This window comes from Polaromonas potterensis, assembly GCF_033446725.1.
Classification (GTDB): domain Bacteria; phylum Pseudomonadota; class Gammaproteobacteria; order Burkholderiales; family Burkholderiaceae_C; genus Polaromonas.
The window spans coordinates 274,296-300,883 of sequence record NZ_JAWQLX010000003.1; the positions used below are offsets into that span (position 1 = coordinate 274,296).

Consider the following 26,588-nt stretch of genomic DNA (forward strand, 5'->3'; position numbering starts at 1 on the left):
AAGTCCCGGCCCGCGGTTTCATACATCAGTGGCTAGGAGATATCCAGCGGAAACCGCCGGGAAGCAATCTCCAGCAAGCCATCAAAAATCAGACCTTCGACCAGCTCGAACTTGACCGACATGCTGGGCCCCATCTTCCAGCCCGCGCCGCCGGTCATGATGCATTCAGGCGCTTCACCGCAATGCCGTGTGACGTTTTCCACCATGCGTTGCACAGCGCCGGCAATGGCGAAGGTGCCGCCGCTGGTCAAGGCGTCGCTGGTGTTGGTGGGGAAGTCTTTGACTTCGCCGGTCGGCACATGCAGGCCGGCTGTGCCCGACTCCAGGGCACGCAGCATGATGCCGTGGCCGGGCAGGATGATGCCGCCCAGAAATTTACCGGTCGCATCAATCGCCTCCACCGTGACCGCCGTGCCGACCATCACCACCACGCAGGGTTTTTGAACGCCACGCGCCAGCAGCCGGTGCCGCGCGCCTATCATCGCCACCCAGCGGTCGGCGCCTAGCCGGGCCGGGTGGTCGTAGCCGTTGCTCACGCCGGCTTCCTGGGCACTGGGCACGACCCAGCGCGGCGCCACATCCCACAGCTCCATCTGCTCGACCACGCGCCGCTTGATGGCATCGCCCGCCACGATGCAGCCGAGGATGCGGGAAGGCACGGGCAGGTTGTGCCATTCTTCATCGGCCAGCTTGTCGATGTTTTCGAGAAACACCGCCCCATGGGCCAGCACCCGCGATCCGGCGATCGGCGTTTCGTACTGGGCCCACTTCAGGCGGGTGTTGCCCACGTCAAGTGCAAGGAAAGTCATGTGACAGGATTATGAACAGGTTCTGGGGCCACCCCGAATTGTGCGGCCCAACGGGTTATCAGGAGGCCAGCGCCACCGGTCGTTTGAAGTCGGCCGTCCCCGTACGCGCGGCTTCGTAAGCACGCGAGGCACGCAGCACCAGCGCATCGCCAAACATCGGGCCAACAAACTGCAGGCCTATCGGCAAACCCGCCGCCGTCACGCCGCAAGGCACGGTGCTGGCCGGTTGCTGGGTCAGGTTGAAGGGATAAGAAAACGGCGTCCAGCCCAGCATGGCTGCCGAATCCATCGGTGAATGCCCGGCCGGCCGCGCCTCGAAGGCCGGCACAGCGACACTGGGCGTGACCAGCAGGTCAAAACGCCGCATGAATTGGCGCATGTGGCTGCCTAAAGCGCCACGCCGCAAATGCAGGCGTTGCAGCTCGAGCATGCTGAGTTTTTCGCCCAGTAGCGCCTCTGCGCGCAAGTCCGGGTCGGTCAGCGCCTGCTGTTCGGCCGACAAGGTGTTCCAGACCGTCCAGGCGCCGGCAAACCACAGGCCGGTGGTGATCTCCAGCGGGTCCTCAAACCCCGGGTCTATCAGCTCGACGTGGGCGCCCAGCTCCACCAGTTGCGCCACGGCTTGCGCGACCGAGCGGGCCACCTCGGGATGCACGTTTTTTGCATAGCCGAGTGTCGGCGACCAGGCGATACGCAGGCCCCGCACGCCGTCCTCCAGGCCTTGCAGGTAATCGCTGGGGTCGGGCGGCAGCGACGTCCAGTCGCGGTCGTCGGGCTTTTTCAGCACATTCATCATCAGCGCGGCATCCCGCACGCTGCGGCTGTGGGGCCCCAGGTGGGCGACTGAACCAAAGGGCGACAGCGGGTAGGCCGGCACGCGGCCAAAGCTGGGCTTGAGGCCAAAGTTGCCGCAAAACGCCGCCGGGATACGCACCGAGCCGGCACCATCGGTGCCCATGGCCAGCGGCCCCATGCCGGCCGCTATCGCCGCCGCTGCGCCGCCCGAGGAGCCACCCGGGGTTTTGCCGAGGTCCCAGGGGTTGCGCGTGATGCCGGTGCGTGGCGAATTGGTTTCGCCCTTGCAGCCAAATTCAGGCGTGTTGGTTTTGCCCAGAATCACCGCGCCAGCTTCGCGCAGCCGCGCCGTGACCGGGGCGTCCACGTCCCAGGGCTGCGTCGCGTCGACGGTGTGGCTGCCGCGCAAGGTCGGCATGCCGCGGGTCAGGATCAGGTCCTTGATGGACACAGGCACACCGTCCAGCTCGCCGCAAGGCTCGCCTTGGTTGCGAAAACGTTGCCAGCGCGCTTCGCTGTCCCTGGCCGCCTGCATGGCAGACTCGTGCGCCACCAGACAGAAGGCGTTGATTTTTGGATTCAGTGCATCAATCCGCGCCAACACGGCGGCGGTGGCCTGGACCGGCGAGGCCTCGCCAGCTTTGTACAGCTGCAGCAGCTCGGTCGCCGTGCAGTCGGCGAGGTCAGAAGAAGGTGCGGATGGCGTCATCGGGTACTCCAAAAGCCTGGGACTAAAAACGGTTCTAAGGCCTGCGCCGGATCGAATCAGGCAAATTTTTCCAGGGCAAATCGGCCGGGTCAGCGGCCATAGGCCCCGCCGCCTTGGCAATCAGGATGTCGGTGGCGGCGTTGGCCACCAGCGGTGTGAAGTCCGCACGAAAGTGGTTGGAGCTTTTGACCACGATGATTTTCATGGCCTCGGGCTCAATCCCGACCATGCGGAACAACTCGCGGTCCAGCATCTGCATTTGACCGCTGGCAACCGCCACCAGGATACCTTCAAGCTCCAGGCAGGCGCAGGGACCCAGTTGCGCGGTGTGCCCCGTCATCATCTGGCCTTTGAGCGTGACGACCCCGTCGCCGACCGCGCGCACCTTGAACTGGCTGGACACCGGCGGGTCACTGGCTTGGCCGGTAAACGTGGGCACCGCTGTGCCCAGCGTGATCGACATGGTCGCCCCCACCCCCGCAGCGGCAGCAGCCAGTGCGGCTTGCGGATCGAACATCAGCCCCAGGGCAATCTGGCCAGGAAATTTTTTCCCCGCGCCTTGCTGCAACAGTGCATGCAGCAGGCCGGTGGTGTTGCTGTCCCCGCCGGCCCCCGGGTTGTCCTGCGTATCGGCAATAACCAACGGCTTGTGCGCTTGGGAAGCCCGCGCCAGCGATTGCGCCACCGCATCGTGGGCAGACAGGAATTCGAGTTTCCACTGTGTCGGTTCGGCCACCAGGGCAAACAGACGGTCCACCGCCTCTGCCGCATGCTCACCATGCGCCCAGACCATGGGCCCGCACTCCTCAAAATCGGACGCCGGAAAAGCCATACAAAAACTCAGGCAGGTGCCGAAATGTTTGTCCAGCTCCGGCAAGGCGTCGTAGAGGGTTGCGGCAGGCTGCATCCAGGTGCTCTGTGCGTTCAGCGGAATCAGAAACGGCAGGCGCCGGTAGCGCAATGGCTCCTTGCGGCCCAGCTTGATGCGGCGTGCCAGTAATTGCGCCGCCAGCTCGCCGGTCGCTGCCATGTCAATGTGGGGGTAGGTCCGGTAGGACACCAGCGCATCGGCTTGCTCCAGCATGCGCTGCGTCACGTTGGCATGCAGGTCCAGGCTGGCCACGATGGGCATGTCCTTGCCCACCACCTGGCGGATGCGCGTGATCAGTTCGCCTTCGGTGTCGTCCACATGCTCTGCCACGCCGGCGCCATGCAGGTCCAGGTAGACCGCGTCAAAACCACCCTGATTCACGTCCAGCATGACGGACGCGCTCATGCGCTCGAACGCATCTTGCGTCACATAGGACGACGGCGATGCGCCACACCAGCTGCTGGGCACAAGCTGCCAGCCTCGGGTTTTTGCGGCATCCATGAAGCCGCCTATGGGCAGATTGACGCCGGTGAGCTTGTCCAACATGGCCCGGCCATGGACAAAAGCAGGGAAATCATCGCCCCGGTTGAACGCCGCCCAGTCGGCCTTGGTGGGCGCGAAGGTGTTGGTTTCATGCTGGTAACCAGCGACAAGAACTTTCAGGCTTTTCAAGACAGGGCTCCAGGTGCGGCGGCCAGCAGCCGGCGTGTGTAATCGTGTTGCGGGCGGGCATACAGCTCGGCGGTCGGCCCTTCTTCGACAATGCGGCCCTGGTGCATGACGATGACGCGGTCGCAGAGCTGGGCCGCCACGCGCAGGTCGTGGGTGATGAACAGCAGGCCCAGGCCCAGCTCGGCCTGGATCTCGCGCAGCAGTTTCAAAATCTGCGCCTGCACACTCACGTCGAGCGCACTGACGGCTTCATCGGCCACCAGCACACGCGGCCGGCAGGCCAGGGCACGGGCAATCGCAATACGCTGGCGTTGTCCGCCCGAGAACTGGCTGGGGTAACGCTGCAGCCCTTCGGCGGGCAGCCGAACCTTGTCCATCAAACTGACGGCCAGCGCCATGGCTTCTGCGTGAGTAGCTCCGAAATTAATAGCGCCTTCAACAATCGAGTCACCGACCTTGCGGCGCGGGTTGAGCGAGCGGTTGGGGTCCTGGAACACCACCTGCACCTGGCTGCGCAAGGGCCGGAGTTGGCCTTCGCGGAAATTCGCCACGTCCAGCACAGCGCCCCTGTGGTCGTCCTGGGTCCGGCCCCACAAGACCTGGCCGCCGGTGGGATCAATCAGCCGGATCAGGCAACGCGCCAGGGTTGATTTGCCCGAGCCGGACTCGCCGACCACACCCACGGTTTCACCCGCATGGACGGCCACCGAGGCCGCCTGCAGCGCGTGTGTCGGTCGGCTGCGGCCCAGCCAGTCGCGCGCCATATAGGTTTTGCTGACATCCTGCCCGCGCAGCAATGGCGCGCTGCTTGGTGCCGGCCGTGCCGGCGGCGGCGTCATGCTGGGCACTGCCGCCAGCAGCATTTTGGTGTAGTCGGCCTGCGGACGGTTCAGCACCGCATCGCGTGTGCCGTATTCCACCGCGCGGCCCTGGTGCATCACCAGCACGTCGTCAGCGATCTCGGCCACCACCCCCATGTCGTGTGTGATGAACAACACGGCACAGGCCTGGCGGTGACCGCTGGACTGGTCTTCCTGCAGTGCGGCAATCAGCTTGATGATTTCTTTCTGCGTGGTGACGTCCAGCGCCGTGGTCGGTTCGTCACAAATCAGCAGGGCTGGCTGCAAAATCACGGCCATGGCAATCACGATGCGCTGACGCTGCCCGCCCGAGAGCTGGTGCGGGTAGCTGCGCACCATGCGTTCAGGCTCCGGCAGCTTGACACGTCGCACGATGTCCAGCACCGCTTCGCTGCGCCGTTTGGCACCCCAGTCGGTGTGTTGCCTGAGCAACTCGTCAATCTGGTCGCCGCAGGTCATTACCGGGTTCAGCGCCGTCATCGGCTCCTGAAACACCATGCCCATGGCCTGGCCGCGCAGGCTGCGCAGGCGCTGTGCCGAGGCAAGCAGCAAGGATTCGCCCTGCAACACAATGCTGCCCGGACCGGCTTGGAGCTCAGGCGCCAGCAGCCCCATCACGGCGGTGGCCATCACCGATTTCCCGGACCCGGACTCCCCCACCACACACAGTGTTTTGCCCGGATGGATGCTGAAGCTGACGTCTTCGACCGCATAGGCCCGGTCGCTGCCGGGCGGCAAGGCCACATGCAACTGGTCGATGACCAGGACCGGTTCGGTGCTTGAACTCATGGGTTGCGCCTGGAAAATTTCGGGTCCAGCACGTCACGTAATCCGTCGCCCAACAGGTTGATCGCCAGCACCGTTGGCACCAGAAACAGCGCGGGGAACAACACATTGCCCGGGTACTGGGTGAACTGCACCCGGCCCTCGGCCATGATGTTGCCCCAGGTCGGAATGTCGGCCGGCAGGCCCAGGCCGAGAAAACTCAAAATCGCCTCGGTCAATACCGCCGACGCGGCGACAAACGTGCCTTGCACAATCAGCGGCGCCATGGCATTGGGCAGGATATGCCGCCACAAGATCACCGGCGTCGGGGTGGCCAGCGCACGCGCGGCTTCGACAAACGGCTCCTCGCGCAAGGTCAGCACCATGGCCCGCACCAGGCGTGTGACCCTCGGAATTTCGGGAATGGCAATCGCCACCACCACCGTCCACAACTGCGCGCCCAGCGCCGCCACCAGCGCAATCGCCAGCAGGATGGCGGGAATGGCCATCAGCCCGTCCATGAAACGCATCAGCACCGCATCCACCACCCGAAAATAACCGGCCAGCATGCCCAGCAATGCCCCCACACCTATCGCCACCGCTGCCGTGAAGGCCGCGACCAGCAACGAGGTGCGCGTGCCGTACAAGACGCGGCTGTAGATATCACGGCCGAAGTTGTCGGCGCCCATCCAGAAGGTGTGCGCCACCTGTATGCCGTCCAACTGCGCAAACTGGCCGTGCACGCCCGCCGCGGTGTTGATGTGGGCCGAGTCCATGGCCGCCGGGTCCACCGTGCCCAGCACAGGCGCCAGCGCGGCCAGCAGCAGCAACAGACCCAGCACCCCCACGCCGAAGCGGAAAGCGCTGTTGCGCCAGAGGCGCTGCCAAAGAAGTTGCCAGGCCAGCATCAGTAACGAATCCTCGGGTCAAGAAACAGATAACTCACATCCACCAGCAAATTGACCAACACGTACAACAGGCTGAAAAACAGCACCAGGCCCTGGATCACCGGGAAATCGCGGTTCAACACCGCGTCCACCGTCAGCGAGCCCAGGCCGGGAATGGAATACACGGTCTCGGTCACCACCACCCCGCCAATCAGCAGCGCCACACCAATACCGATCACGGTGACGATGGGCACGGCGGCGTTGGCCAGCGCATGACGCATCAGCACCGCCGATTCGGCCAGACCTTTGGCACGGGCCGTGCGAATGTAGTCCTCGGTCAAGGCCTCGGACACGCTGGCGCGTGTGACGCGGGCAATCAAGGCCACATAAATCATGGCCAGCGTGACCCAGGGCAGCACCAACTGGCGCGCCCAGGCCCAGACACCCTGACCGTCGGCGCCGAACAGGCGCCGGTAGCCCTGCACCGGGAACCACTCAAGCTGCACGGCAAAGATGTAAATCAGCAGATAACCGGTCACAAACACCGGAATCGAAAAGCCCGCCACCGAGAAACCCGACAGCAACCGGTCCAGCCAACCGCCCATGCGCCAGGCGGCGATGGTTCCCAGCGGCACCGCCACCAGCACAGCCAGCAACAGCGTGCCGACCGCCAGGCTCAGGGTCGGCTCCAGCCGCTGGGCAATCAGCTCGGTGACGGGTTTGTTCAGGTAAAACGAATAACCCAGATCACCCTGCAACACATGGCTGAACCAGATCCAGAACTGGGTCAGCAAAGGTTTGCTCAAGCCCAGGGCTTCGCGGATTTTTTCAATGTCTTCGTTGGTCGAGTTGTTGCCGGCAATCACCGCGGCCGGGTCCCCCGGGGTCAGCCGCAGGATCAGGAAAACCACGACAGCCACCACCAGCAGAACCGGAATGGTGGCCAGCAGGCGCTGTAGCAGAAATCTCAGCATGCCTGTTTGTCGTCCACCGCCATCCGCCCGGCGTAGGACGCCCTCTCCACCAGCCGGGGCCGCGGAACCGGCTCCGCCGGGCCGCAGGCGCAGCACCCCCCCGGGGGGCAGCGCAGTACACGCAGTGACAAGCGTGGGGGCATTAGTTCTTTTTGATGTTCCAGTACACCTGAGCGCCACCGGGCACCAGGCCTGTGATGTTGGACCGCAAGGCCGCCGGGTTGTTGTACTGGCCCAGCGGCACATGGGTGGCGGTTTCTATGGCGCGCAATTGCAGTTGCTCGGCGAGTTTTTTCTTCTCCGCCTCGCTGCCCGCCTGCGCGAACTTGACCTTGAGTTCTTCAATCACCTTGTCGTCCTGCCAGCCAAACCAGCCCTTGTCGCCAGTGGCGTTGAGCATGGCCATGGTCAACGGGTTCTGGATGTCACCGGCGGTCCAGGCCGTCATGAACGCATTCCACCCCCCTTTGTCGGGTGCATCTTTCTTGGCGCGCCGGGCCAGCAGCGTGGCCCAGTCGGATTGCTGCATGTCCACCTTGAAACCGGCGGCTTCCAATTGCTGCTTGGCGACCAGTGGCAGCTTGGCAATCGAGGTCAGGTCGGTGGGCCGCATCAGTACGACGGGTTCACCCTTGTAGCCGGCATCGGCCAGCATTTGTTTGGCTTTGACGGGGTTGGCCATGCCGGTGAAAATGCCGGCGTTGTCGCTGGCATACGGTGTGCCACAAGGAAAAATGCTCTTGCAGAACTTGTACATGCCGGGCGCACCCACCTGCGTTTTCAAAAACGCCTCCTGGCCCATGGCGACCATCGCCGCTTGCCGGATTTTCACATTGTCAAACGGCACATGCAGGTGGTTGAAACGGAAAATGAATTGCAGGCCGTCCGGCTGGGCGTCCACAATCTTGATATCCTTGGCGGCCTTGAGCGAGGCATATTGCTCAAAAGCCGGCTGCTCGATGATGTCGACCTCCCCGGCAATCAGCGCATTGAACTGGGTCTGCGGATCACGGATGATGATCCACTCGACCCGGTCCAGATACACGTTTTTGCCGCCTGTCGTGCCATTCGGTGCCTCGGCGCGTGGTTTGTATTTGTCGTTCTTGACATAGACCAGCTTCTCGCCCGGCTTGTAGTCGGCGGTGACAAACTTGTAGGGGCCGGAGCCGATGTTTTCCTTGATCTGCTCGCTGCCCGGTGTGGCCGCAATGCGGGCGGGCATGATGAAAGGCACGTTCGACGAGGGCTTGCCAAGCGCTTCCAGCATCACGCCAAAAGGCTGCTTGAACTTGATGACAAACGTCTTGGCATTGGGCGTTTCATAACTGTCCAGGCTCTTGGCCATGACGCCGCCAAAACTGTCGCGGCTGGCCCAGCGTTTGAGCGATGCCACCACGTCTTCGCTGGTCACAGGTTTGCCGTCGTGAAACTCCAGGCCGTCGCGCAAGGTGAAGGTCCAGACCTTGTTGTCCTTGGACGCGCTGTAGCTGTCCACCATCTGCGGCTTGACCTTGCCTTCGAGGTCGGTGCCGAACAGCGTGTCGTAAATCATATAGCCGTGGTTGCGTGTCACAAACGCCGTGGTCCAGATCGGGTCCAGGATCGTGATGTTCGAGTGCGGCACGATCTTCAGCGTTTTTGTCTGCGCCTGGGCCGCCAGAGGCAGCAGCAGACCTGTGATCAGGGCCGCCGAGCTGGCCAGGGCAAAAAGGGAACGACGTTTCATGACAAATTTCCTTCAAGACAGAAGTTGGAAAATTCGGACAGGACGCACAGACTAGCCTCGTAATGTAACCATATGCAAGGCGCAACTTTCAAGCCATCTCATTAAACACCATGCACGCCCACCGCCCTGTCAGGGGCTGCACGGGCAAGCCTTCAGATCACACCCAGCCAGCAGGCACGCTGGATCGCCGACATCTTGTTGTCCACCTTGAGCTTGGCCATGGCGTTGGCCATGTGGTAATTCACCGTGCGTTCGGTGCACAACAGACGCTCGGCGGTCTGGCGTGCCGTCAGGCCCTCAAAAGCCAGGATCAGACATTCCCCCTCACGCGGACTCAAGGGGCTACTGGCTGCGGCCATGGTGCGTTTGAACAGCGGCCAGATATTAAGGGCCGACCAGACCAGAGCGGCGGCTTCGGCGCGGTCGTGAAACTGGCGCGGGCTGAACATGAAACACTCGAACGCACGGCCCGACGGCAAGGGGAACTCGACCCGCACGACGCTCTGAAAGCCGTGCGCCAGCCACAACAGGCGCCAGCGGCCGCCGCTGGCACCGTCTGAATTGGCAATATGCTGCCAGGCCACCAGCGGCGCGTCCGACTCCCGCCAGGGCGCCCCAAAGTCCAGGCTGTCGGCCAGCGCCGAAGCGGCGTCCAGAAAGCGCGGTGGGTGCACGGCCGCCACCATGCGGTCTTGCCGCTGGCCAAACGGATCGGGGCCCAGCACCACCACGGCTTCCACCGAAAAGTCGCGCAGCGCGGATATCCAGTCGCCCAACATGCCGTCGAGTGCAACACTGTCAAAGTTGACAGGTAGGCGCACCGTCAGTTTCCCCCCAGAACGGTGACAATGTGCGGAGATATGTTCCAAGATTTATTCATGACGTCCGGGTGGCCTGCGAGGATCAAACGATGGATTCATGCGCTGTGGCGTCTTCCCGGGACGTGGAGCCGGCTGCTGGCGCGAATCAGGGTGGAACTGTTTCAGGAACAGCTGGTGCCTATTTTGCACCCCTCGCCCTGGCGTTTGCGCTGCCTGGGCCTGTTCACCCTGGTCGGCCACCCGCTCTTTGGCTGGATCTGGGGCCAATGGTTGCCGCAGCCTTATGAAAACCCCGGGCTGCGCGCCGTGCTGGGCGCGCTGGGCTTGCTGCTGATCTCCAACAGCATCACCCGCGACCCGTCGAGCAAACTGTCCGCCCGTATTTTCAGCCTGGTGTTCTGGATCCAGCTGCCGCTGTTTTTTAGCTGGATGTATTTCTGCAACAACGGCAACACGGTCTGGCTGACCAGCTTTTGCGCCATGGTGCTGATTTATTACCACGTGACCGATTGGCGTGTCGCCACCCTGGGCACGGTCAGCGGCGTGATGCTGGCCGGCGCGCTGTTCCAGTGGGTCGGACCCGCCGTGCCCCCCATGAGCGAGCAGCAGCTCGCCATCAACGCCGTGGTGATTGCCTTCAGTTGGGCCAGCGCCCTGCTGCTGGGGCTGTCGTCGGCCAACCTGCGGCGCGACCACCTCCAGCACACGCTGACCACCATTGGCATCATGGCCCACGAATTGCGCACGCCGCTGGCCACCATGTCGCTGATTGGTGATGCCGTGCGCAACGAAACCCGCCAGCCCCGGGAGGCGGTCGATGCGCAGCGGCTGGAGCAACTGGTGGTGCGCTTGCATGCCCTGGTGCGCAACATGAACCAGCAAATTGACACCCAGATTGCCAATGCGCGCCTGCAGCGCCTGCCTATCCACAAGGAAGCCGTCATGGCCTCCGAATTGCTGCGCGGCGTGATCAAGGACTACCCCTACCGCAACTCGCGCGAGCGGGAAAGTGTGGTGCTGGTGTTGCGCAAGGATTTTTCTTTCGAGTCGTCCTACAGGCTGTTCGCGCAAGTCATCAACAACCTGTTGAAAAATGCCTTTCATTCGCTGGCAGCCGGCAGTACGGCCCCCAAAACAGGCGACTTGCGCATTGAAATCGGCGTGCTCAACGGTTCCGGGCGTATAGTCATCACGGACCAGGGCAGCGGGATTGCCGCGGAACTGCAGGCGCGTATTTTCGAGCCGTTTTTCTCGACCGACCGGGGGACCGGTCATGGCCTGGGACTGGCTTTTTGCCGGCAAGTGGTGCAAAGCGCCCGCGGCACCATTCGCGTCAAGTCTGAGCCTGGCCGCGGCGCTATATTTATCATTGAACTTCCGGTTCTCAGGTAACTCAACCCACATCCGCAACCCATGAGTTTCCCCCTGTTCCATCGCCCCGGCGCGATAGTTTTTCTTGACGATGATCCTGGCTACCTTGAAATGTTGGCCATGGTCTTGCCACGTCAGTGGCACGTCAAGCTTTACCTGCGGCCGCAGGCCTGCATCAACGAACTGCAGCAGGAGCCCCCGCTGTGGGAGGCTGATGCCTGGGCCCAGCAGGAGATGATCGACAACTGGCGGGCCGGCAGCCCGCTGATCCCGCAAATCCTGCAGTACTGGGCCACCCATACCGAACGTTATGCCTTGACCCAGGTCTGCGTCTTCGATTACGCCATGCCCGGCATGGACGGCCTGCAGGCGCTGACCGAACTGACAGACTGGCCAGGCGGCCGGATATTGCTGACCGGGCAAGCCGACGAACATGTGGCCGTCAGCGCCTTCAACCGGGGGCTGATCGACCAGTTCATCGCCAAACAGACGCCGGATATCTCGCAACACCTGATTGCCGTCGTGCAGCGCATGCTGGACCGGCCGCAGCTGCGCCACACGCAGACCTGGCGTGCCGCGCTGACGCAGCCGCAGCATGCCCTGCTGCAAGTGCCTTCGGTGGCCCGGCAACTTACCGGCCTGGCCGGCAGCCACTGGGTCGAACATGTGGTGATCGGGCAGCCCTTCGGCATCCTGGGCATGGATGCGGAAGGCCGCGTCAGCTGGCTGCAACTGGAATCCGCCGCGGGCCTGGCGGAACTGGCGGAGCTGGCTGAATCCCAGGGCCTGAGTGCCACCGCGGCCGCCGACATCCGCCACGGCCGTCATCTCGTGGACCTGGAGCTTCAGCAAGCCCTGGGGCAATCCGGTCCGCCCCGGCTCACGCCCGCGTTTTCCATTGGCCACGAAGGCACGCTGCTGGCGGCGTTGTTTCCGGTCGAACTGGCGAGCCGCCCGCGCGGATGGACGGGTTACAGCCAGTGGCTTAAGAAGCACAGCCATCGCACGGTGCAGGACTAGCCATCGCCGGACTTCCCCCTTAATGAGCAGCCGCTTCCGCCGCACGTGCACGTTTGGCAATCGGCCAGTCCCAGGGTTTGACCAGCGGTGCCACCTCGCGCGCCACCGCCTCCACGTGGCAAAGTTCCGCATCCGTCAGGGCCGCATGTAACGTCAGGCGCACCATGGCGCGGTTGCGGCTGGTGGCCGGTGCGCAAAAGACCGCGCCAAAAACCCCGCGGCCTTCCAGATGGTCGCGTAACACCATGGTGTCGGGTTCGGTGCCAGCCTCCAGCGAGATGATCTGCTCCGTGCCCTGGTGAATCGGGTAACCCATGTCGGACAGACTCGTGCGCAGGCGCAGAGTGTGGGCACGCAGACGCTGCCGCTGCTCGTCGCGGTTGCGGATCACGCTCAGGGTGGCATCCAGGCCGGCGATTTCATGCGTCAGCAGGCAGGAACTGAAAATGTTCGGATAGCTGGAACTCAGGATGTAATAACGCAGGTCCGCCGGGGCGGTGAAAAAACCGCCGCGCCCGGCAAAAGCCTTGGCCAGGCTGGCCGTGATGAAGTGCACCCGATCGGTCAGGCCAAGCTCCGCACAGAGGCCGGCGCCGCCCGGCCCATGGGTACCCAGGGAATGCGACTCGTCCACCAGAATCATGCAGCCGTGGCGCTCGGCCACCTCCACGATTTCGCGCAGCGGACACAGGGCGCCCGTGGTGCTGTAGACCGAGTCAACCACCACCACGCCGGGGCCATGGCGCGACAACACCCGGTCCAGGTGGGCCGGGTCGTTGTGGCGAAACGGGTGGGCCGGGGCGCGGGCCGCGTGTGCCCCCTCCCACAAAGACGTGTGCGCCAGCGTGTCCAGGTACACCGGGGTTTGTGCATCGGCAATTGCCTGCAGCAGACCGACATTGGCGGAATAGCCGGACTGGCAGACAAAGCCGTCCTCCTTGCCAACCCACTGCGCCAGGTTTTTTTCCAGCGAACGGGCCGGGTGTTCGCCATGGACAAACACGCCGGACTGGATCACGAATTCGTTGTCATTGCGCAGGGCCGCCACCTGGGCGCCAACGATGTCCGGGTGGCCGGTCACGCTGAGGTAGTCGTTGCCGTCCAGGCGCACCGCGTTCGAGCCGGCGGTTTTACCGTGCAGGACAAATTTTCCGCCCCACTGGTCCTGCCAGCGCGGGGTGAAGTCGCGGGCAATACGCTGCTTCAAATGGGCGGAGAGCCCGGGGTTGATGGCGGATTTGGTGACCGCAGAAAGGGGGGAACGCTCAAGAATTTCAGTATGCATGGTGGTTACCTTGTGAAAAAGTAACACCATTGAAAATGAAATTAACAAATTTGAGTTGGCACCCCCTGTCAACATTAACAGGGGTTAAACGCCAAAAAATGCGATTAAGTGGTAGCGATTGATAAAACCAATACCTTTGTATTAATCAACTCATGGGGTGTGTTGCCCTTTTGTCAGGCTCAGCGCCGCCAGCGCCATGATTTTGGCGCTGTCCACCAGTTCCTGGATGCCCACGTATTCGTCGGGCTGATGAGCCAGATCCAGAATGCCGGGGCCGTAGGCAATACAGGCATCCAGCTTGCCGGTGCGCACGATGTGTTTCTGGTCGTAAGTGCCGGGGCTGGAGATATAACTGGCTTCGCGGCCCAAGACGCGGGCAATCGCGCGGGCGGTGGCCAGCACCACGGGCGCATCCCTGGGCGTGGCCGTGGGCACAAAACTCATGATGTCCTTGATGCCGTAATTGAAGCCGGGCCGGCTGCGTTTGAGTTCTTCAAGCATGGCCACGATTTCAGCCTTCACCGCTTCCAGGTTTTCTTCAGCGATAAAACGGCGATCCAGTACGGCGCGGCAGGAATGCGCAACAACGGGCGAGGGCAGATCACCGGTTGGCCGCCCCAGTGCGTCCAGCGAAAACAATTGTTCGACCTGGCCGCCATGCAAGCTGTTGATGTTGAGCGTGCTGACACGCGCGCCTGGCGGCTCCACCGGCTCAGCCGTGTGGCGCTGCGACAGGCGCGGCTGCAGCTGGGTTTCCAGCAAGTGAATAAAAGCGCTCATGTGGTTGATGGCGCTGTCGCCCAAAAAAGGCATGGAGCCGTGGGCGATCCGGCCCAGGGTTTCGACCTCGCCCCACCAGACGCCGCGGTGGCCCAGGCAGATGCGGTCCACACCCAGCGGCTCGGGAATGATCACGTGGTGTACCCGCGGTTTCGTGAAATAACCGCGTTCTGCCAGGTAACCGACACCGGCGAACCCACCCGATTCTTCATCCACCGTGCCCGAGATTTCCAGCGCACCGGGAAAGGGCAGGCCTTCTTCCAGAATGGCTTCGCAGGCAATCACGCTGGCGGCCAGCCCGCCTTTCATGTCGCAGGTACCGCGGCCATAGACTTTGCCGTCTTTGACCTCGGCGCCAAAGGGATCGGTGGTCCAGCCGGAGCCGGCTTCCACCACATCGATGTGGCTGTTGAAGTGAACACACTCGCCGGCCGAGGCGCCTTCGTAACGCGCCACCACATTGACCCGCGGATGGGAGTTGCGGTCCCCCGGCGCACCTTCGGCACGAATGTATTCGACGGCAAAACCGCGTTTTCGAAGCCGCTCACCCAGCAGACGGGCACAGGCCTCGTAAGCATCACCAGGCGGGTTGACGGTAGGGATGCGCACCAGGGCTTGGGTGAGCGCCACGACCTCGTCGCGCTTCGATTCAATGCGTTTGAGCAGGCTGTCATTGTTCATGCCGGCCAGTTTATGTGAACCGTGTCGCGCTGTCTCGTTGTCTGTTTCCATCGCTGGACCGCTTCAAGATGAACAGCCCCTCGGAGGTTTGCGAAACATACGCAGTTGCAAGCGCGGGAATTCCCCACCAAACGGGGCCACGGATCCGGCTTAGCCGGGCCGCCGGCGCAGCGGCCCCCTAGGGGGGCAGAGAGCTACACGAAGTGAGCGAATGTGGGGGCCTAATTCTGGCGCCAGGGCAGGCCGCGATACCGCCAGCCGCCGCGTGCGCCGCGATGCGCCTCTGCGTCCGGGTCACCTTCAAAACCTTCAAGAATGTTGTAGGCCTCCAGCCCCAACTCGGTGGCGCGTTTGGCTGCCGCGATCGAACGCACGCCGCTGCGGCACAAGAGCACGGCCTTTTTGCCGGTCGGCACGGCGGCCTGCAGGCCGGCGTCGAATACCGGGTTCAGGGCCATGCCTGGCCATTGCTTCCAGGCCAGTGCCACGGCACCGGGCACAAAGCCGACCCATTCGCGTTCGGCGTCAGTGCGTACATCAATCAAGACCGCTTCGCCAGCTTGCCACCACTGACAGGCCAGTTGGGCCGAGACATTGCCGGCGTAACCCGCTGCGGGCTGCGGCCCATCCCCGCCGCCGGCATCGTGGCGCCTGGCCACCATGCCCGAGCGCTGATTGGCGGGCAGCGCTTCGTCCATGCGCGCAGGCCGGGGCAGGTTGAGCTGGGCCATCGTGGCCACAAACTCGGCCAGGCTTTTGCCGGCGATGCGTGCATTGCCGGCTTTCTCGGCCGCGATCGTTGACTGGGTCCGGCCCTGGTAATCGTGTCCAGGCCAGACCACGGTGTCGCCCGGCAAGGTGAACAGGCGCTGCGTGATGCTTTTGTACAAAGCCTCAGCGCTGCCCGATTGAAAATCGGTGCGACCACAACCATTGATCAGCAAGGTATCACCGGTGAACAGATGGTGGCGCCAGAGATAACACACACTGCCGGCCGTATGCCCTGGCGTGTGTATCACCGTGATGTGCTCGCCGCCGAACTGCAAGACGTCGCCGTCCTTGAGCTGGCTGGCGGCCGTCGCAATGCCGCAGCCTTCCGGTGCCGCGGTCTGGGCGCCGGTGTGTTCGGCCAGTTGCCCGGCGCTGGTGATGTGGTCGGCGTGGGCATGGGTTTCCACGGTCCACAAGAGCGTCAAACCGTGCTCGCGCAAAACCGCGAGATCACGCTCGACCTGCTGGTCCACCGGGTCAATGATGAGAGCCTCACGTGTGGCGCTATCAAACAACACATAGGTGTAGGTGCTGGAGGCGGGATCAAAAAGCTGAATCGGGTTCATGGGGGTCTCCGGACGGGGGCAGACGTTATGCGGACAGGGATCAATAACAAGTTTAGAACGTTAAGGAGTCGTTCATGCATCCCTACCTGCAATCCCTCGTGGGCGGCCTGCTGATTGGGCTGGCCAGTTGGCTGTTGCTTGCGTCCTTGGGCCGCATCGCCGGCATCAGCGGCATTGTGTCCAGCCTGCTCAGCCGCGACCGCACGGATGTCGCCTGGCGCTGGGCCTTTCTCGCCGGTCTGGTGCTGGCCGGTGCGGCAACGGCCGCCTGGCTGCAGCCGCCGGCCACACCGCTGCGGCCTCTGCCGCTGCTGCTGGTCGCCGGCCTGCTCGTGGGTTTTGGCACCGTGCTGGGTTCCGGCTGCACCAGCGGCCATGGCGTTTGCGGCCTGGGCCGCCGTTCGCTGCGCTCGCTGGTGGCGACCCTGACCTTCATGGGCGCCGGAGTCGCTACGGTTTTTATAGCTGCTTACGCATACAGATAAAGGGCTGGAGGCCAAAATGATCAAAAGAATGTTGCTGGCCCTGGCGTCGGGTGCATTGTTTGCCGCGGGGCTGGTGGTTTCCGGCATGACGCAGCCGGCCAAGGTGATGGGGTTTCTGAATGTGGCGGGTATCTTTGACCCCGTTCGTTTCGGTCCCTGGGACCCCAGCCTCGCGTTTGTGATGGGCGGCGCGCTGCTGATCATGCTGCTGGCCTTTGCCCTCACGCCGCCCACCCGTCAACACCCTGGCCGCAAGCCCTGGTTGGCCGATAAATTTGAACTGCCCACACGCCGCGACATCGACAGCAAGCTGTTGTTGGGGGCGGCGCTGTTCGGTGTCGGCTGGGGGCTGGTGGGTTATTGCCCGGGACCGGCGCTCGCCTCGCTGCTGATCGGCGGTCTGGACGCCGGGCTATTTGTTCTGGCGATGCTCGCCGGCATGGCCTTGGCGCGGCGCTGGACACAACGCCCAGTGGCTTGAAGCTTGACAGGAAACTGACAACAGAACGCTGGCCCAGGCCGGATGAACCGTTTCACCGCAATTAAGTGCAATTGCCTCTGCCCGGTTGGTAAAAACCCTCTTACATGCAAGACGTCAATGACAAAAGATAGCTTGCTAACGTTTTTTAACAACAGGAGACAAGCCATGACCGATATCAAAACCCCGCGCCGTCGCAGCCTGCTCAAGGGGGCCGCCATGGCCGCCGGTGCCGGCGCCATGTCGGCGCCCATGCTGGCCACGGCGCAGACCACCACCTCGCTGCGCTTCCAGAGCACCTGGCCCGCCAAGGACATCTTCCACGAATACGCCAACGACTTTGCCAAGAAGGTCAACGACATGGCCGGCGGCAAGCTCAAGATTGAAGTGCTGCCTGCAGGCGCCGTGGTGCCGGCCTTCCAGTTGCTGGAAGCCGTCAACAAGGGCACGCTGGATGGCGGTCACGGCGTGGTGGCCTATCACTACGGCAAAAACTCGGCGTTGGCCCTGTGGGGTTCCGGCCCCGGCTACGGCATGGACGCCAACATGGTGCTGGCCTGGCACAACTACGGCGGCGGCAAGGCCTTGCTGGACGAAATCTACAAAACCATCAACATGGACGTGGTGTCCTACCTGTACGGCCCCATGACCACCCAGCCCCTGGGCTGGTTCAAGAAACCGATCGCCAAAGTCGAAGACATGAAAGGCCTGAAGTTCCGCACCGTTGGCCTGGCGGTGGACATGTTCACTGTGATGGGCACCGCCGTGAACCCGCTGCCGGGCGGCGAGATTGTGCCGGCGCTGGACCGGGGCCTGATCGACGCCGCCGAGTTCAACAACGCCTCGAGCGATCGTGTCTTGGGCTTCCCCGATGTGGTGAAAAACTGCATGTTGCAAAGCTTCCACCAAAGCGGCGAGCAGTTCGAAATCCTGTTCAACAAGGGCAAATACAACGCCTTGCCGCAAGAGCTGCGCTCCATCATCGACTACGCCGTGCAGGCCGCCAGCGCCGACATGAGCTGGAAGGCCATCGACCGCAATTCGCAGGACTACGAAGCCATGAAGAAACAGGGCATCAAGTTCTACAAAACGCCGGATGCGGTGCTGCGCGCCCAGCTGGCGGCGTGGGACACCACGATTGCCAAAAAGGCGGCGGAAAATCCAGTGTTCAAGAAAGTGCTCGACTCCCAGAAGGCCTTTGCGCAGCGCGCCGGCCAGTGGCACAACGACTACACCGTGGATTTCAAGATGGCCTACAACCACTATTTCAGCAAGAAAAAAGCCTGATCCCGGTATTCCCTTGAAGACGCCAGCCATCCGGTCTCTCTGGATGGCTGGTTTTGTTTTGTGCCGCTCCACCCTGGGCCAACGAGTATTTTCATGAACGTTCAACAAATTATTCACACGGCTGACCACATCAGCACCTGGGTTGGCAAGGCTGCGGCCTGGCTGATTGTGGTGTTGATGCTTCTGGTTTGCGCCGAGGTTTTCAAACGCTACGCGCTCAACGCACCAACAGCCTGGATTTATGACGCCAACAACATGTTGTACGGCACCTTGTTCATGCTGGGCGGGGCCTACACCCTGGCGCATGACGGCCATGTGCGCGGCGACTTCTTTTACGGCACCATGAAACCGCGCACGCAGGCGACATTGGACTTTGTGCTTTACCTGGTGTTTTTCATCCCCGGCATCGCGGCGCTCACCTGGGCCGGATGGACCTACTTCCAGGACTCCGTGGCCATCCACGAACAAACCTTCAACGCCGACCCGATTCCGGTCTACCCCTTCAAGTTCATCATCCCGCTGGCGGGCGGTATCGTGTTGATGCAGGGCCTTGCAGAAATGCTGCGTTGCCTCGTGTGTATTCGGACCGGCGTCTGGACGCCGCGCCTGAAGGACGCTCAAGAATCCGACGTGGTCGCGCAGCAGCTCGCCGGCAGTGAATACGTCGATGAAGAGGCGAAAAAATTGGCCATTGAAAAATCCCAAGGGATGAAGGGATAAATCATGAGCAATGCAGCACTTGGCATGACCATGCTTTGCCTCATCGTGGTGGTCATCATGATGGGTTTTCCGACGGCCTTCACCCTCATGGGGCTGGGCATGTTGTTCGGCTATGTCGCGTTTTACGATCCCGCCGCACCGTGGTTGGACAACCGGATTTTCGATCTGATGGTGCAACGCGCTTTTGGCGCCATGACCAACGAAACACTTTTATCGATACCGCTTTTTGTGTTGATGGGTTATGTGATGGAACGCGGTGCGCTGGTGGACAAGATGTTCCACAGCGTTCAACTCGCATTTCGCAGCGTGCCCGGCTCGCTGGCCGTCACCACGCTGATCATCTGCACCTTCTGGGGTATTGCCAGCGGCCTGGTGGGCGCCGTGGTGGTGTTGATGGGGGTGATCGCGATGCGGCCCATGCTCAACGCCGGTTACGACACGCGGCTGGCCGCCGGCGTGATCACGGCTGGTGGCACGCTGGGCATCCTGATCCCGCCGTCGGTGATGATCATTGTCTACGCCGCGGTCGCCGGCCAGTCGGTGGTCAAGCTGTATGCCGCGGCCATGTTCCCCGGCTTCTTCCTGGCACTGCTGTACCTGATCTACATCATCGGCTGGGTGCTGATCAATCCGAAAATCGCGCCCAAACTGCCGCCCGAGCAACAACAGGTGCCGGTGCCGCCCTGGGTGGCCCATGTGTCCAACGTGTATTCGCGTCGCATGTTGCCCGCCCTGGCGGCGGCCGCCGCAGCGCCGGGCAAGGCGCTGCGCGGCGCTGCAGAAGGTGTGACCATCACGCGTGGCCTGCTGGTCAAAAGCCTGGGGCTGTCGTTGGTGCCACTGGCGCTGACCGCTGCCTTGCTGGGTGCCGCCTGGTGGTATGTGGTCATCCATTCCCAGGAAGACAACAACGCCAATACCGCCCAGGTGACACAAACCGCCAAAACCGGCGTGGAGACCCCCGCATCGCCTGGGGCCGGCGGCGTGCAGGAAGCCCCAGCCGCCGGTACTTTGCAAGAGCCGCCGGCCGAAGGCAGTCTCAGTGAGCCCCCGACCGAGGACGGCCTGCAAGCCCCGCCAGGCTCCAGCGATGTGAAAGAGCCAGCCTCAGGCAGCCAGGGCGAGCCGGCGATGGAACAGTTTGGCGACCCGTCGGCCCAAGGGCCACAAACAGCGGCCGTGCCGCCCGCGTTTTACACCGGCTTCTGGATCGCCTGCGCCATCAGCCTGCTGCTGCTGGGCTGGTACTACTGGCGTTTTGATGCCGAGCAGTTCGAGATCCTGCGCATGTTGGTGTCCTCGGTGATGCCGCTGGCGCTGCTGACCCTGATCGTGCTGGCCGTCATCCTGTTTGGCATCACCACGGCCACCGAGTCGGCGGCGGTGGGTGCGGCCGGCGCCTTTTTGATGGCATGGCACGCACGCACGCTGAACTTCCAGCGTATCAAGGAAGCCGTGTTCCTGACCGCCAAAACCACCTCCATGGTGTGTTGGCTGTTTGTCGGCTCGGCGCTGTTCTCGGCCGTGTTCGCCCTGTTGGGCGGCCAGCGTGTGGTGGAAGAATGGGTGTTGTCCATGGATTTGTCGCCGCTGCAGTTTCTGCTGCTGTCGCAAGCCATCATCTTCATCCTTGGCTGGCCGCTGGAGTGGACCGAAATCATCGTTATTTTTGTGCCCATCTTTTTGCCGTTGCTGCAGCATTTTCAGATCGACCCCATCTTGTGGGGTGTGCTGGTCTTCGTCAACTTGCAGGCGGCCTTCCTGTCACCGCCGGTGGCCATGTCGGCCTTCTATCTGAAAGGGGTGTCGCCGGCACATGTCACGATCAACCAGATCTTCGCGGGCATGATGCCTTACATGCTGATCGTGATCCTCTGCATGGTGTTCATGTACATCTGGCCAGGCATGACGCTGTGGCTGCCGCAGTACCTTTACGGTTGACCGGCCGGACAAGGAATGCTGTTTTGACGGTTACAGGGGCGCGCAAGCGCCCCTTTTTTGTTGGGAACGCGGTAATATTGACGTTTACGTAAACGTCAACTCAACTTCATCACCCCGCTGAGGTCTTCATGGCAAAAAAGAACCCTCCCAGCCCGGCACTGACCGACTGGCAGCCCGCAGGAAAACGCGCGGCGGCTTTTTCTTTGTCCAAGCTGGACCCGGGCGCCAAACCCTGGTCGTCCGGCGACAAGGAAAAGGACAAGGCCGCGGTGGAGGCTTTGGCGCTGGAGCTCGATACGCTGCAAGACCTGTTTTATGCCGACCGGCGCTTCAAGCTGCTGGTGGTGCTGCAAGGCACGGACACCTCGGGCAAAGACGGCACGATACGCGGCGTCTTCAGCCGCACCAGCCCACTGGGTGTCCACACCGTTGGCTGGAAAGCACCCACGGAAGAAGAACGTGCGCACGACTACCTGTGGCGCATTCATCGGACCATGCCCGGCGCCGGCGAGATCATGGTTTTTAACCGCAGCCACTACGAAGACGTGCTGGTGCCCGTGGTCAACCAATGGATCACGCCCGAGGAGACCGCGCAGCGTTATCAGCACATCAACGACTTTGAACGCCTGCTCAGTGAGACTGGCACCGTCATTCTCAAATTCATGCTGCACATCAGCTTTGAAGAACAACGTGAGCGCCTGCAAGAGCGGGTCAATGACCCGACCAAACACTGGAAATTCAGCCTGGACGACCTGACAGTGCGCAAGCAATGGGCCGACTACCAGAAGGCTTATGACGCCTTGCTGCGCGCCACCAGCACAGCACAGGCGCCCTGGATCATCGTGCCCGCCAATTCCAAAACGCACCGCAACCTGATGATTGCCAGCGTCGTGCAGGACACCCTGAAAAAGCTCAAACTGCGTTATCCGCCCAGCGATCCCGGGCTCCAGAACCTGACGATCCCTTAAAGCCTTCCCGAGAAAGACCACGCCATGACCGACCTGTCCGCCGAATACAAGGCCCTTGCCAGCTACCGCCCCACGCACAAGGTGCGTTTTGTCACCGCCGCCAGCTTGTTTGACGGGCACGACGCCGCCATCAACATCATGCGGCGCATCCTGCAAGGCATGGGCGCCGAGGTGATTCACCTGGGCCACAACCGCAGTGTCGATGAAGTCGTCTCGGCCGCGCTACAGGAAGATGTGCAAGGCATTGCCATCAGCTCCTACCAAGGCGGCCATGTCGAATATTTCAAATACATGGTGGACTTGCTCAAAAGCCGTGGCGGCGAACACATCCAGGTATTTGGCGGCGGCGGCGGCGTGATCGTTCCGCCGGAAATCCGCGAGCTGCAAGCTTATGGCGTGACGCGTATCTACAGCCCCGAAGATGGCCAGAAAATGGGCCTGGCCGGCATGATAGGCGAGATGGTCATGCGTTGCGACCAGGACATGACAGGTTTTGCGCCCAAAGACCTCCAGGCCATCACGGGCCATGGCGAACTGGCCTGGCGGGCGTTGGCTCAACTCATCACCGCGCTTGAAAACGACAAAGCCAAGCCGGCCCTGGTCGAGGCTCTGCGGACGCAGGCGGCCAGCAAAAAAATACCGGTGCTGGGTATCACTGGCACCGGCGGCGCCGGCAAGTCGTCGCTCACCGACGAGTTGATCCGTCGCCTGCGGCTGGACCAGAACGACCAGTTGCGTGTCGCCATCATCAGCATCGACCCGTCGCGCCGCAAGAGCGGTGGCGCCTTGCTCGGCGACCGTATCCGCATGAATGCGATCAACCCGTGGAGCCAGGGCCAACGCGTCTTCATGCGCTCGCTCGCGACGCGCGAGTTCGGCAGCGAAATCAGCAAGGCCTTGCCCGAGGTGATTGCGGCCTGCAAAGTGGCCGGCTTCGATCTGATCGTGGTCGAGACCTCCGGTATCGGCCAGGGTGACGCCGCCATCGTGCCGCATGTGGATGTGCCCATGTATGTGATGACGCCCGAGTTCGGCGCCGCCAGCCAGCTGGAAAAAATCGACATGCTGGACTTTGCCGAGTTTGTCGCCATCAACAAGTTTGACCGCAAGGGCTCGCTGGACGCCTTGCGTGATGTTTCCAAACAGGTGCAACGCAACAAGGAAGCCTGGACCACCCCGGCCGACAACATGCCGGTGTTCGGCACCATGGCCGCGCGTTTTAACGACGATGGTGTCACCGCGCTGTACCAGGCGCTCAAACCGCGTCTGGCGGTGCTAGGCCTCACGCTGGGTGACGGCGCCTTGCCGCTGGTGGATGTGCGCCACAGCACCAACCAGACCCCCGTGGTGCCCGCAGCGCGCACGCGTTACCTGGCGGAGATCAGCGACACCGTCCGTGGCTACAAAAAACGCGCTAAAGCCCAAGCGCAACTGGCGCGTGAAGTGCAGCAACTCAAGGCCGCCGCCGCCATGCTCAAGATCGACAAACCAGACCGAGCGCCTGCTGCCGAAGCCGCACTCGACCTGGCCGGCCACCGCAAGGCGCGCATGGACGGTGACGCCCGGGCGCTGCTGGCCCAATGGCCGGACATGCAGGCCGCTTATGCCGGCGACGAATACGTGGTGAAAATCCGCGACAAGGAAATCCGCACCGCGCTGATCACCAAGTCCCTGTCAGGCACACCCATCCGCAAGGTGGCCTTGCCGCAATACGAAGACCACGGCGAAATCCTCAAGTGGCTGATGCTGGACAACGTGCCCGGCAGCTACCCCTACACCGCCGGCACCTTCGCCTTCAAGCGCGAAGGCGAAGACCCGACTCGCATGTTTGCCGGCGAAGGTGACCCCTTCCGCACCAACACCCGCTTCAAGCTGCTCAGCGAAGGCATGGCCGCCAAACGCCTGTCCACCGCCTTCGACTCGGTCACGCTGTATGGCAACGACCCCGATCTGCGACCAGACATTTACGGCAAGGTCGGCAACTCCGGCGTGTCGATTGCCACGCTGGACGACATGAAGGTCTTGTACGACGGTTTTGACTTGTGCAACCCGTCCACCTCGGTGTCCATGACCATCAACGGCCCGGCGCCGTCCATCCTGGCCATGTTCATGAACACGGCCATCGACCAGAACCTGGACAAGTTCAAAAAAGACAACGGGCGTGAGCCGACAGCGACAGAAGCCGCGAAAATCCGCGAATGGGTGCAGGAAAACGTGCGCGGCACGGTCCAGGCCGACATCTTGAAGGAAGACCAGGGCCAGAACACCTGCATCTTCTCGACCGAGTTCAGCCTCAAGGTCATGGGCGACATCGCGCAGTATTTTGTGCACAACCGGGTTCGCAACTTCTACAGCGTCTCCATCAGCGGTTACCACATCGCCGAAGCCGGCGCCAACCCGATCAGCCAGCTGGCCTTCACGCTGTCCAACGGTTTCACCTTTGTCGAAGCCTACCTGGCGCGCGGCATGCACATCGACGACTTCGCGCCCAACCTGAGCTTTTTCTTCAGCAACGGCATGGACCCGGAATACACGGTGATGGGCCGCGTGGCGCGCCGCATCTGGGCCGTGGCCATGAAGGAAAAATACGGCGCCAATGAACGCAGCCAGAAGCTGAAATACCACATCCAGACTTCAGGCCGCAGCCTGCATGCGCAAGAAATTCAGTTCAACGACATCCGCACCACCTTGCAGGCCTTGATTGCGATTTACGACAACTGCAACAGCCTACATACCAATGCGTTTGACGAAGCCATCACCACGCCGACCGAGGAATCGGTGCGCCGCGCCATGGCGATCCAGCTCATCATCAACCGTGAGTGGGGCCTGGCCAAAAACGAAAACCCGTCACAAGGCGCTTTCATCATCGAGGAACTGACCGAACTGCTGGAAGAAGCCGTGCTGGCCGAGTTTGAACGTATCGCCGAGCGCGGCGGCGTGCTGGGCGCGATGGAAACCGGCTACCAGCGCGGCCGCATCCAGGACGAGTCCATGCATTACGAAATGCTCAAACACACCGGCGAGCTGCCCATCATCGGCGTCAACACCTTCCGCAACCCGCACGGTGACGCCGTGCAGGACAAGCTGGAGCTGGCGCGCTCCACCGACGAAGAAAAACAAAACCAGCTCAAGCGCCTGCACGACTTCCAGCAACGCCACGCCAACGAATCACCGGCCATGCTCAAACGCCTGCAGCAAGCCGTGATCGCCAATGCCAATGTGTTTGAAGTGCTGATGGATGCGGTGCGCGTCTGCTCGCTCGGGCAAATCACCAACGCGCTGTTCGAGGTCGGCGGGCAGTACCGGCGCAATATGTAGGTTCGGCCGCTTTCTTGCTACTTAACCCATAGTTTGGCCAAAAGACTGCCGTTAACCTCATTTAATTCTCGGCCAATCTATGCCTCATTTCGTTCTTGAACGAATGGGACCAAAAAGATCAGCGTAAAAAAAGCCCAACTGGCGATCAGTTGGGCTTTTTGTTTTTCAGAGGCTAGCGGTGAGGGCTCTTCACCAAGAGGGGTTTGAGGTCATCGTAGGCTTTATGAAACGTCTGGTTGTTAATCCCAATGCCTAAACTCTTGGACATGGCAGCCCTCGAAGTAAGTTGCCGGTTTTGTTTTGCGAACTTGATTTTTTCTGCCAACCGCACTTTGATATCCGAATACTCTCGGTCACGTTCCATCAATTTTCTGCTCGCCGCGGCTAGACGAAGTCGGTATATCGTTTTTCCGAGTTTGAGACAAAACTGCTTTTCACAAAGTCCCATTTCTCGCGCTAGCGTGTGAGGTGGCTTGGCGTCCCCAGACTCGATGGCAGCAATAACCTGTTTCTCGATGTCATCCCAATCGTAGAACTTGCGCCTGACGCCGGCAGGAAGACTTACCGTTCCAGCTTGGATCTTGCTGCCCGACACGCCGGTGCTGGACGGCCACTTTCTTCTGTTCGGCCGAGTACTTCGATCTCGAACGCACATAGCCCACCGGAAAATCGCGACCTTGTTCGTATTCTCGATGCCAGCTCTTGAGCGCATTCTTTGTTGGGTAACCCAATTGCCGAATGGTCGCGCCAGTGCGTTTCCCGAGTTTTATGTAGAGCCTAACCGCTCGAATGCGATCTTCGTACGAGTACATGAACTACCTCCAAGTAGTCCAAGTTTTTGCCCGCACCCCCGGGGTGCCGATATTGATTGACCATGCGCCATCGGCCTGTAGCCCGCGAGCAGCCTTGATCTTCTTGGATTGATGGGTGATCAATGATTTTTAGCACCCCTGTGCGCAAGAATGTTAACGCCAATCACGCAAGAGGCGCGGGCAGATGGGGTGCCGCGCTTCAGCGCCGACTCCGAG

Annotated in this window: 21 protein-coding genes and 2 pseudogenes; 9 read left to right on the forward strand and 14 right to left on the reverse strand. The window is 62.0% G+C overall.

What is annotated here, in order from left to right:
- Positions 1-32: 32 nt before the first annotated feature.
- The 8 genes from R6254_RS07330 to R6254_RS07365 all read right to left on the reverse strand — a co-directional run bounded on the left by R6254_RS07330 (position 33) and on the right by R6254_RS07365 (position 9,889).
- A complete protein-coding gene (locus tag R6254_RS07330; RefSeq protein ID WP_318405604.1) occupies positions 33-809 on the reverse strand; it encodes a type III pantothenate kinase in 777 nt (258 codons plus the stop codon).
- A gap of 58 nt (positions 810-867) precedes the next feature.
- Positions 868-2,313 (reverse strand): amidase, encoded by a 1,446-nt coding sequence (locus R6254_RS07335; RefSeq protein ID WP_318405605.1) that lies wholly within the window; start codon positions 2,311-2,313, stop codon positions 868-870.
- Between the two features lie 34 nt (positions 2,314-2,347).
- Positions 2,348-3,847 carry a M81 family metallopeptidase gene (locus tag R6254_RS07340; RefSeq protein ID WP_318406077.1) on the reverse strand — a complete coding sequence of 500 codons (1,500 nt, stop codon included), beginning with the start codon at positions 3,845-3,847 and terminating at the stop codon, positions 2,348-2,350.
- 5 nt (positions 3,848-3,852) lie between these two features.
- Positions 3,853-5,505: an ABC transporter ATP-binding protein gene (locus tag R6254_RS07345; RefSeq protein ID WP_318405606.1), complete on the reverse strand. Its 1,653-nt coding sequence runs from the start codon at positions 5,503-5,505 to the stop codon at positions 3,853-3,855.
- Positions 5,502-6,389 (reverse strand): ABC transporter permease, encoded by an 888-nt coding sequence (locus R6254_RS07350; protein ID WP_318405608.1) that lies wholly within the window; start codon positions 6,387-6,389, stop codon positions 5,502-5,504. Before R6254_RS07350 ends, R6254_RS07345 begins: the two co-directional genes overlap by 4 nt.
- A complete protein-coding gene (locus R6254_RS07355; protein ID WP_318405610.1) occupies positions 6,389-7,342 on the reverse strand; it encodes an ABC transporter permease in 954 nt (317 codons plus the stop codon). The genes R6254_RS07350 and R6254_RS07355 overlap by 1 nt, the downstream gene beginning before the upstream one ends.
- 142 nt (positions 7,343-7,484) lie before the next feature.
- Positions 7,485-9,068, reverse strand: a complete 1,584-nt coding sequence (locus tag R6254_RS07360; RefSeq protein WP_318405612.1) for an ABC transporter substrate-binding protein — start codon at positions 9,066-9,068, stop codon at positions 7,485-7,487.
- A gap of 152 nt (positions 9,069-9,220) precedes the next feature.
- Entirely contained in the window at positions 9,221-9,889 is a 669-nt protein-coding gene (locus R6254_RS07365; protein WP_318405614.1) for a helix-turn-helix transcriptional regulator, read from the reverse strand.
- Between the two features lie 174 nt (positions 9,890-10,063).
- On the opposite strand from R6254_RS07365, the gene R6254_RS07370 reads away from it, so the two are divergent.
- Positions 10,064-11,281, forward strand: coding sequence for a sensor histidine kinase (locus tag R6254_RS07370; protein ID WP_318405615.1), 1,218 nt, complete (start codon positions 10,064-10,066; stop codon positions 11,279-11,281).
- A gap of 21 nt (positions 11,282-11,302) precedes the next feature.
- A complete protein-coding gene (locus tag R6254_RS07375) occupies positions 11,303-12,280 on the forward strand; it encodes a DNA-binding transcriptional response regulator (protein ID WP_318405616.1) in 978 nt (325 codons plus the stop codon).
- A gap of 19 nt (positions 12,281-12,299) precedes the next feature.
- On the opposite strand, the gene cqsA is transcribed toward R6254_RS07375, so the two are convergent.
- The 4 genes and pseudogenes from cqsA to R6254_RS07395 form a co-directional block, all read right to left on the reverse strand.
- Positions 12,300-13,565: an alpha-hydroxyketone-type quorum-sensing autoinducer synthase gene (gene cqsA / locus R6254_RS07380; RefSeq protein ID WP_318405618.1), complete on the reverse strand. Its 1,266-nt coding sequence runs from the start codon at positions 13,563-13,565 to the stop codon at positions 12,300-12,302.
- Between the two features lie 150 nt (positions 13,566-13,715).
- A complete protein-coding gene (locus tag R6254_RS07385) occupies positions 13,716-15,026 on the reverse strand; it encodes an acetylornithine deacetylase/succinyl-diaminopimelate desuccinylase family protein (protein ID WP_318405619.1) in 1,311 nt (436 codons plus the stop codon).
- Positions 15,027-15,247: 221 nt separating this feature from the next.
- Entirely contained in the window at positions 15,248-15,688 is a 441-nt protein-coding gene (locus tag R6254_RS07390) for a rhodanese-like domain-containing protein (RefSeq protein ID WP_318406079.1), read from the reverse strand.
- Between the two features lie 174 nt (positions 15,689-15,862).
- Positions 15,863-16,363, reverse strand: a pseudogene (locus tag R6254_RS07395) (MBL fold metallo-hydrolase); the annotation flags it as partial.
- Positions 16,364-16,437: 74 nt separating this feature from the next.
- Here R6254_RS07395 and R6254_RS07400 point away from each other — a divergent pair.
- The 7 genes from R6254_RS07400 to icmF all read left to right on the forward strand — a co-directional run bounded on the left by R6254_RS07400 (position 16,438) and on the right by icmF (position 25,560).
- Positions 16,438-16,848 carry a YeeE/YedE family protein gene (locus tag R6254_RS07400; RefSeq protein ID WP_318405621.1) on the forward strand — a complete coding sequence of 137 codons (411 nt, stop codon included), beginning with the start codon at positions 16,438-16,440 and terminating at the stop codon, positions 16,846-16,848.
- Between the two features lie 16 nt (positions 16,849-16,864).
- On the forward strand, positions 16,865-17,329 hold the full coding sequence (locus tag R6254_RS07405; protein ID WP_318405623.1) for a DUF6691 family protein: 465 nt from the start codon (positions 16,865-16,867) through the stop codon (positions 17,327-17,329).
- A 165-nt stretch (positions 17,330-17,494) separates the two neighbouring features.
- Positions 17,495-18,613 carry a TRAP transporter substrate-binding protein gene (locus tag R6254_RS07410; RefSeq protein WP_318405624.1) on the forward strand — a complete coding sequence of 373 codons (1,119 nt, stop codon included), beginning with the start codon at positions 17,495-17,497 and terminating at the stop codon, positions 18,611-18,613.
- 93 nt (positions 18,614-18,706) lie between these two features.
- A complete protein-coding gene (locus R6254_RS07415; RefSeq protein WP_318405625.1) occupies positions 18,707-19,333 on the forward strand; it encodes a TRAP transporter small permease subunit in 627 nt (208 codons plus the stop codon).
- 3 nt (positions 19,334-19,336) lie between these two features.
- Positions 19,337-21,274, forward strand: coding sequence for a TRAP transporter large permease subunit (locus tag R6254_RS07420; RefSeq protein WP_318405627.1), 1,938 nt, complete (start codon positions 19,337-19,339; stop codon positions 21,272-21,274).
- Between the two features lie 128 nt (positions 21,275-21,402).
- A complete protein-coding gene (locus tag R6254_RS07425) occupies positions 21,403-22,242 on the forward strand; it encodes a PPK2 family polyphosphate kinase (RefSeq protein WP_318405628.1) in 840 nt (279 codons plus the stop codon).
- Between the two features lie 24 nt (positions 22,243-22,266).
- Positions 22,267-25,560 carry a fused isobutyryl-CoA mutase/GTPase IcmF gene (icmF, locus tag R6254_RS07430; protein WP_318405630.1) on the forward strand — a complete coding sequence of 1,098 codons (3,294 nt, stop codon included), beginning with the start codon at positions 22,267-22,269 and terminating at the stop codon, positions 25,558-25,560.
- A gap of 172 nt (positions 25,561-25,732) precedes the next feature.
- Here icmF and R6254_RS07435 read toward each other — a convergent pair whose 3' ends face one another.
- Both R6254_RS07435 and R6254_RS07440 read right to left on the reverse strand, forming a co-directional pair.
- On the reverse strand, positions 25,733-26,155 hold the full coding sequence (locus R6254_RS07435; RefSeq protein WP_318406098.1) for a hypothetical protein: 423 nt from the start codon (positions 26,153-26,155) through the stop codon (positions 25,733-25,735).
- A gap of 4 nt (positions 26,156-26,159) precedes the next feature.
- Positions 26,160-26,372 (reverse strand): annotated as a pseudogene (locus R6254_RS07440) (IS3 family transposase); the annotation flags it as partial.
- Positions 26,373-26,588: the final 216 nt, after the last annotated feature.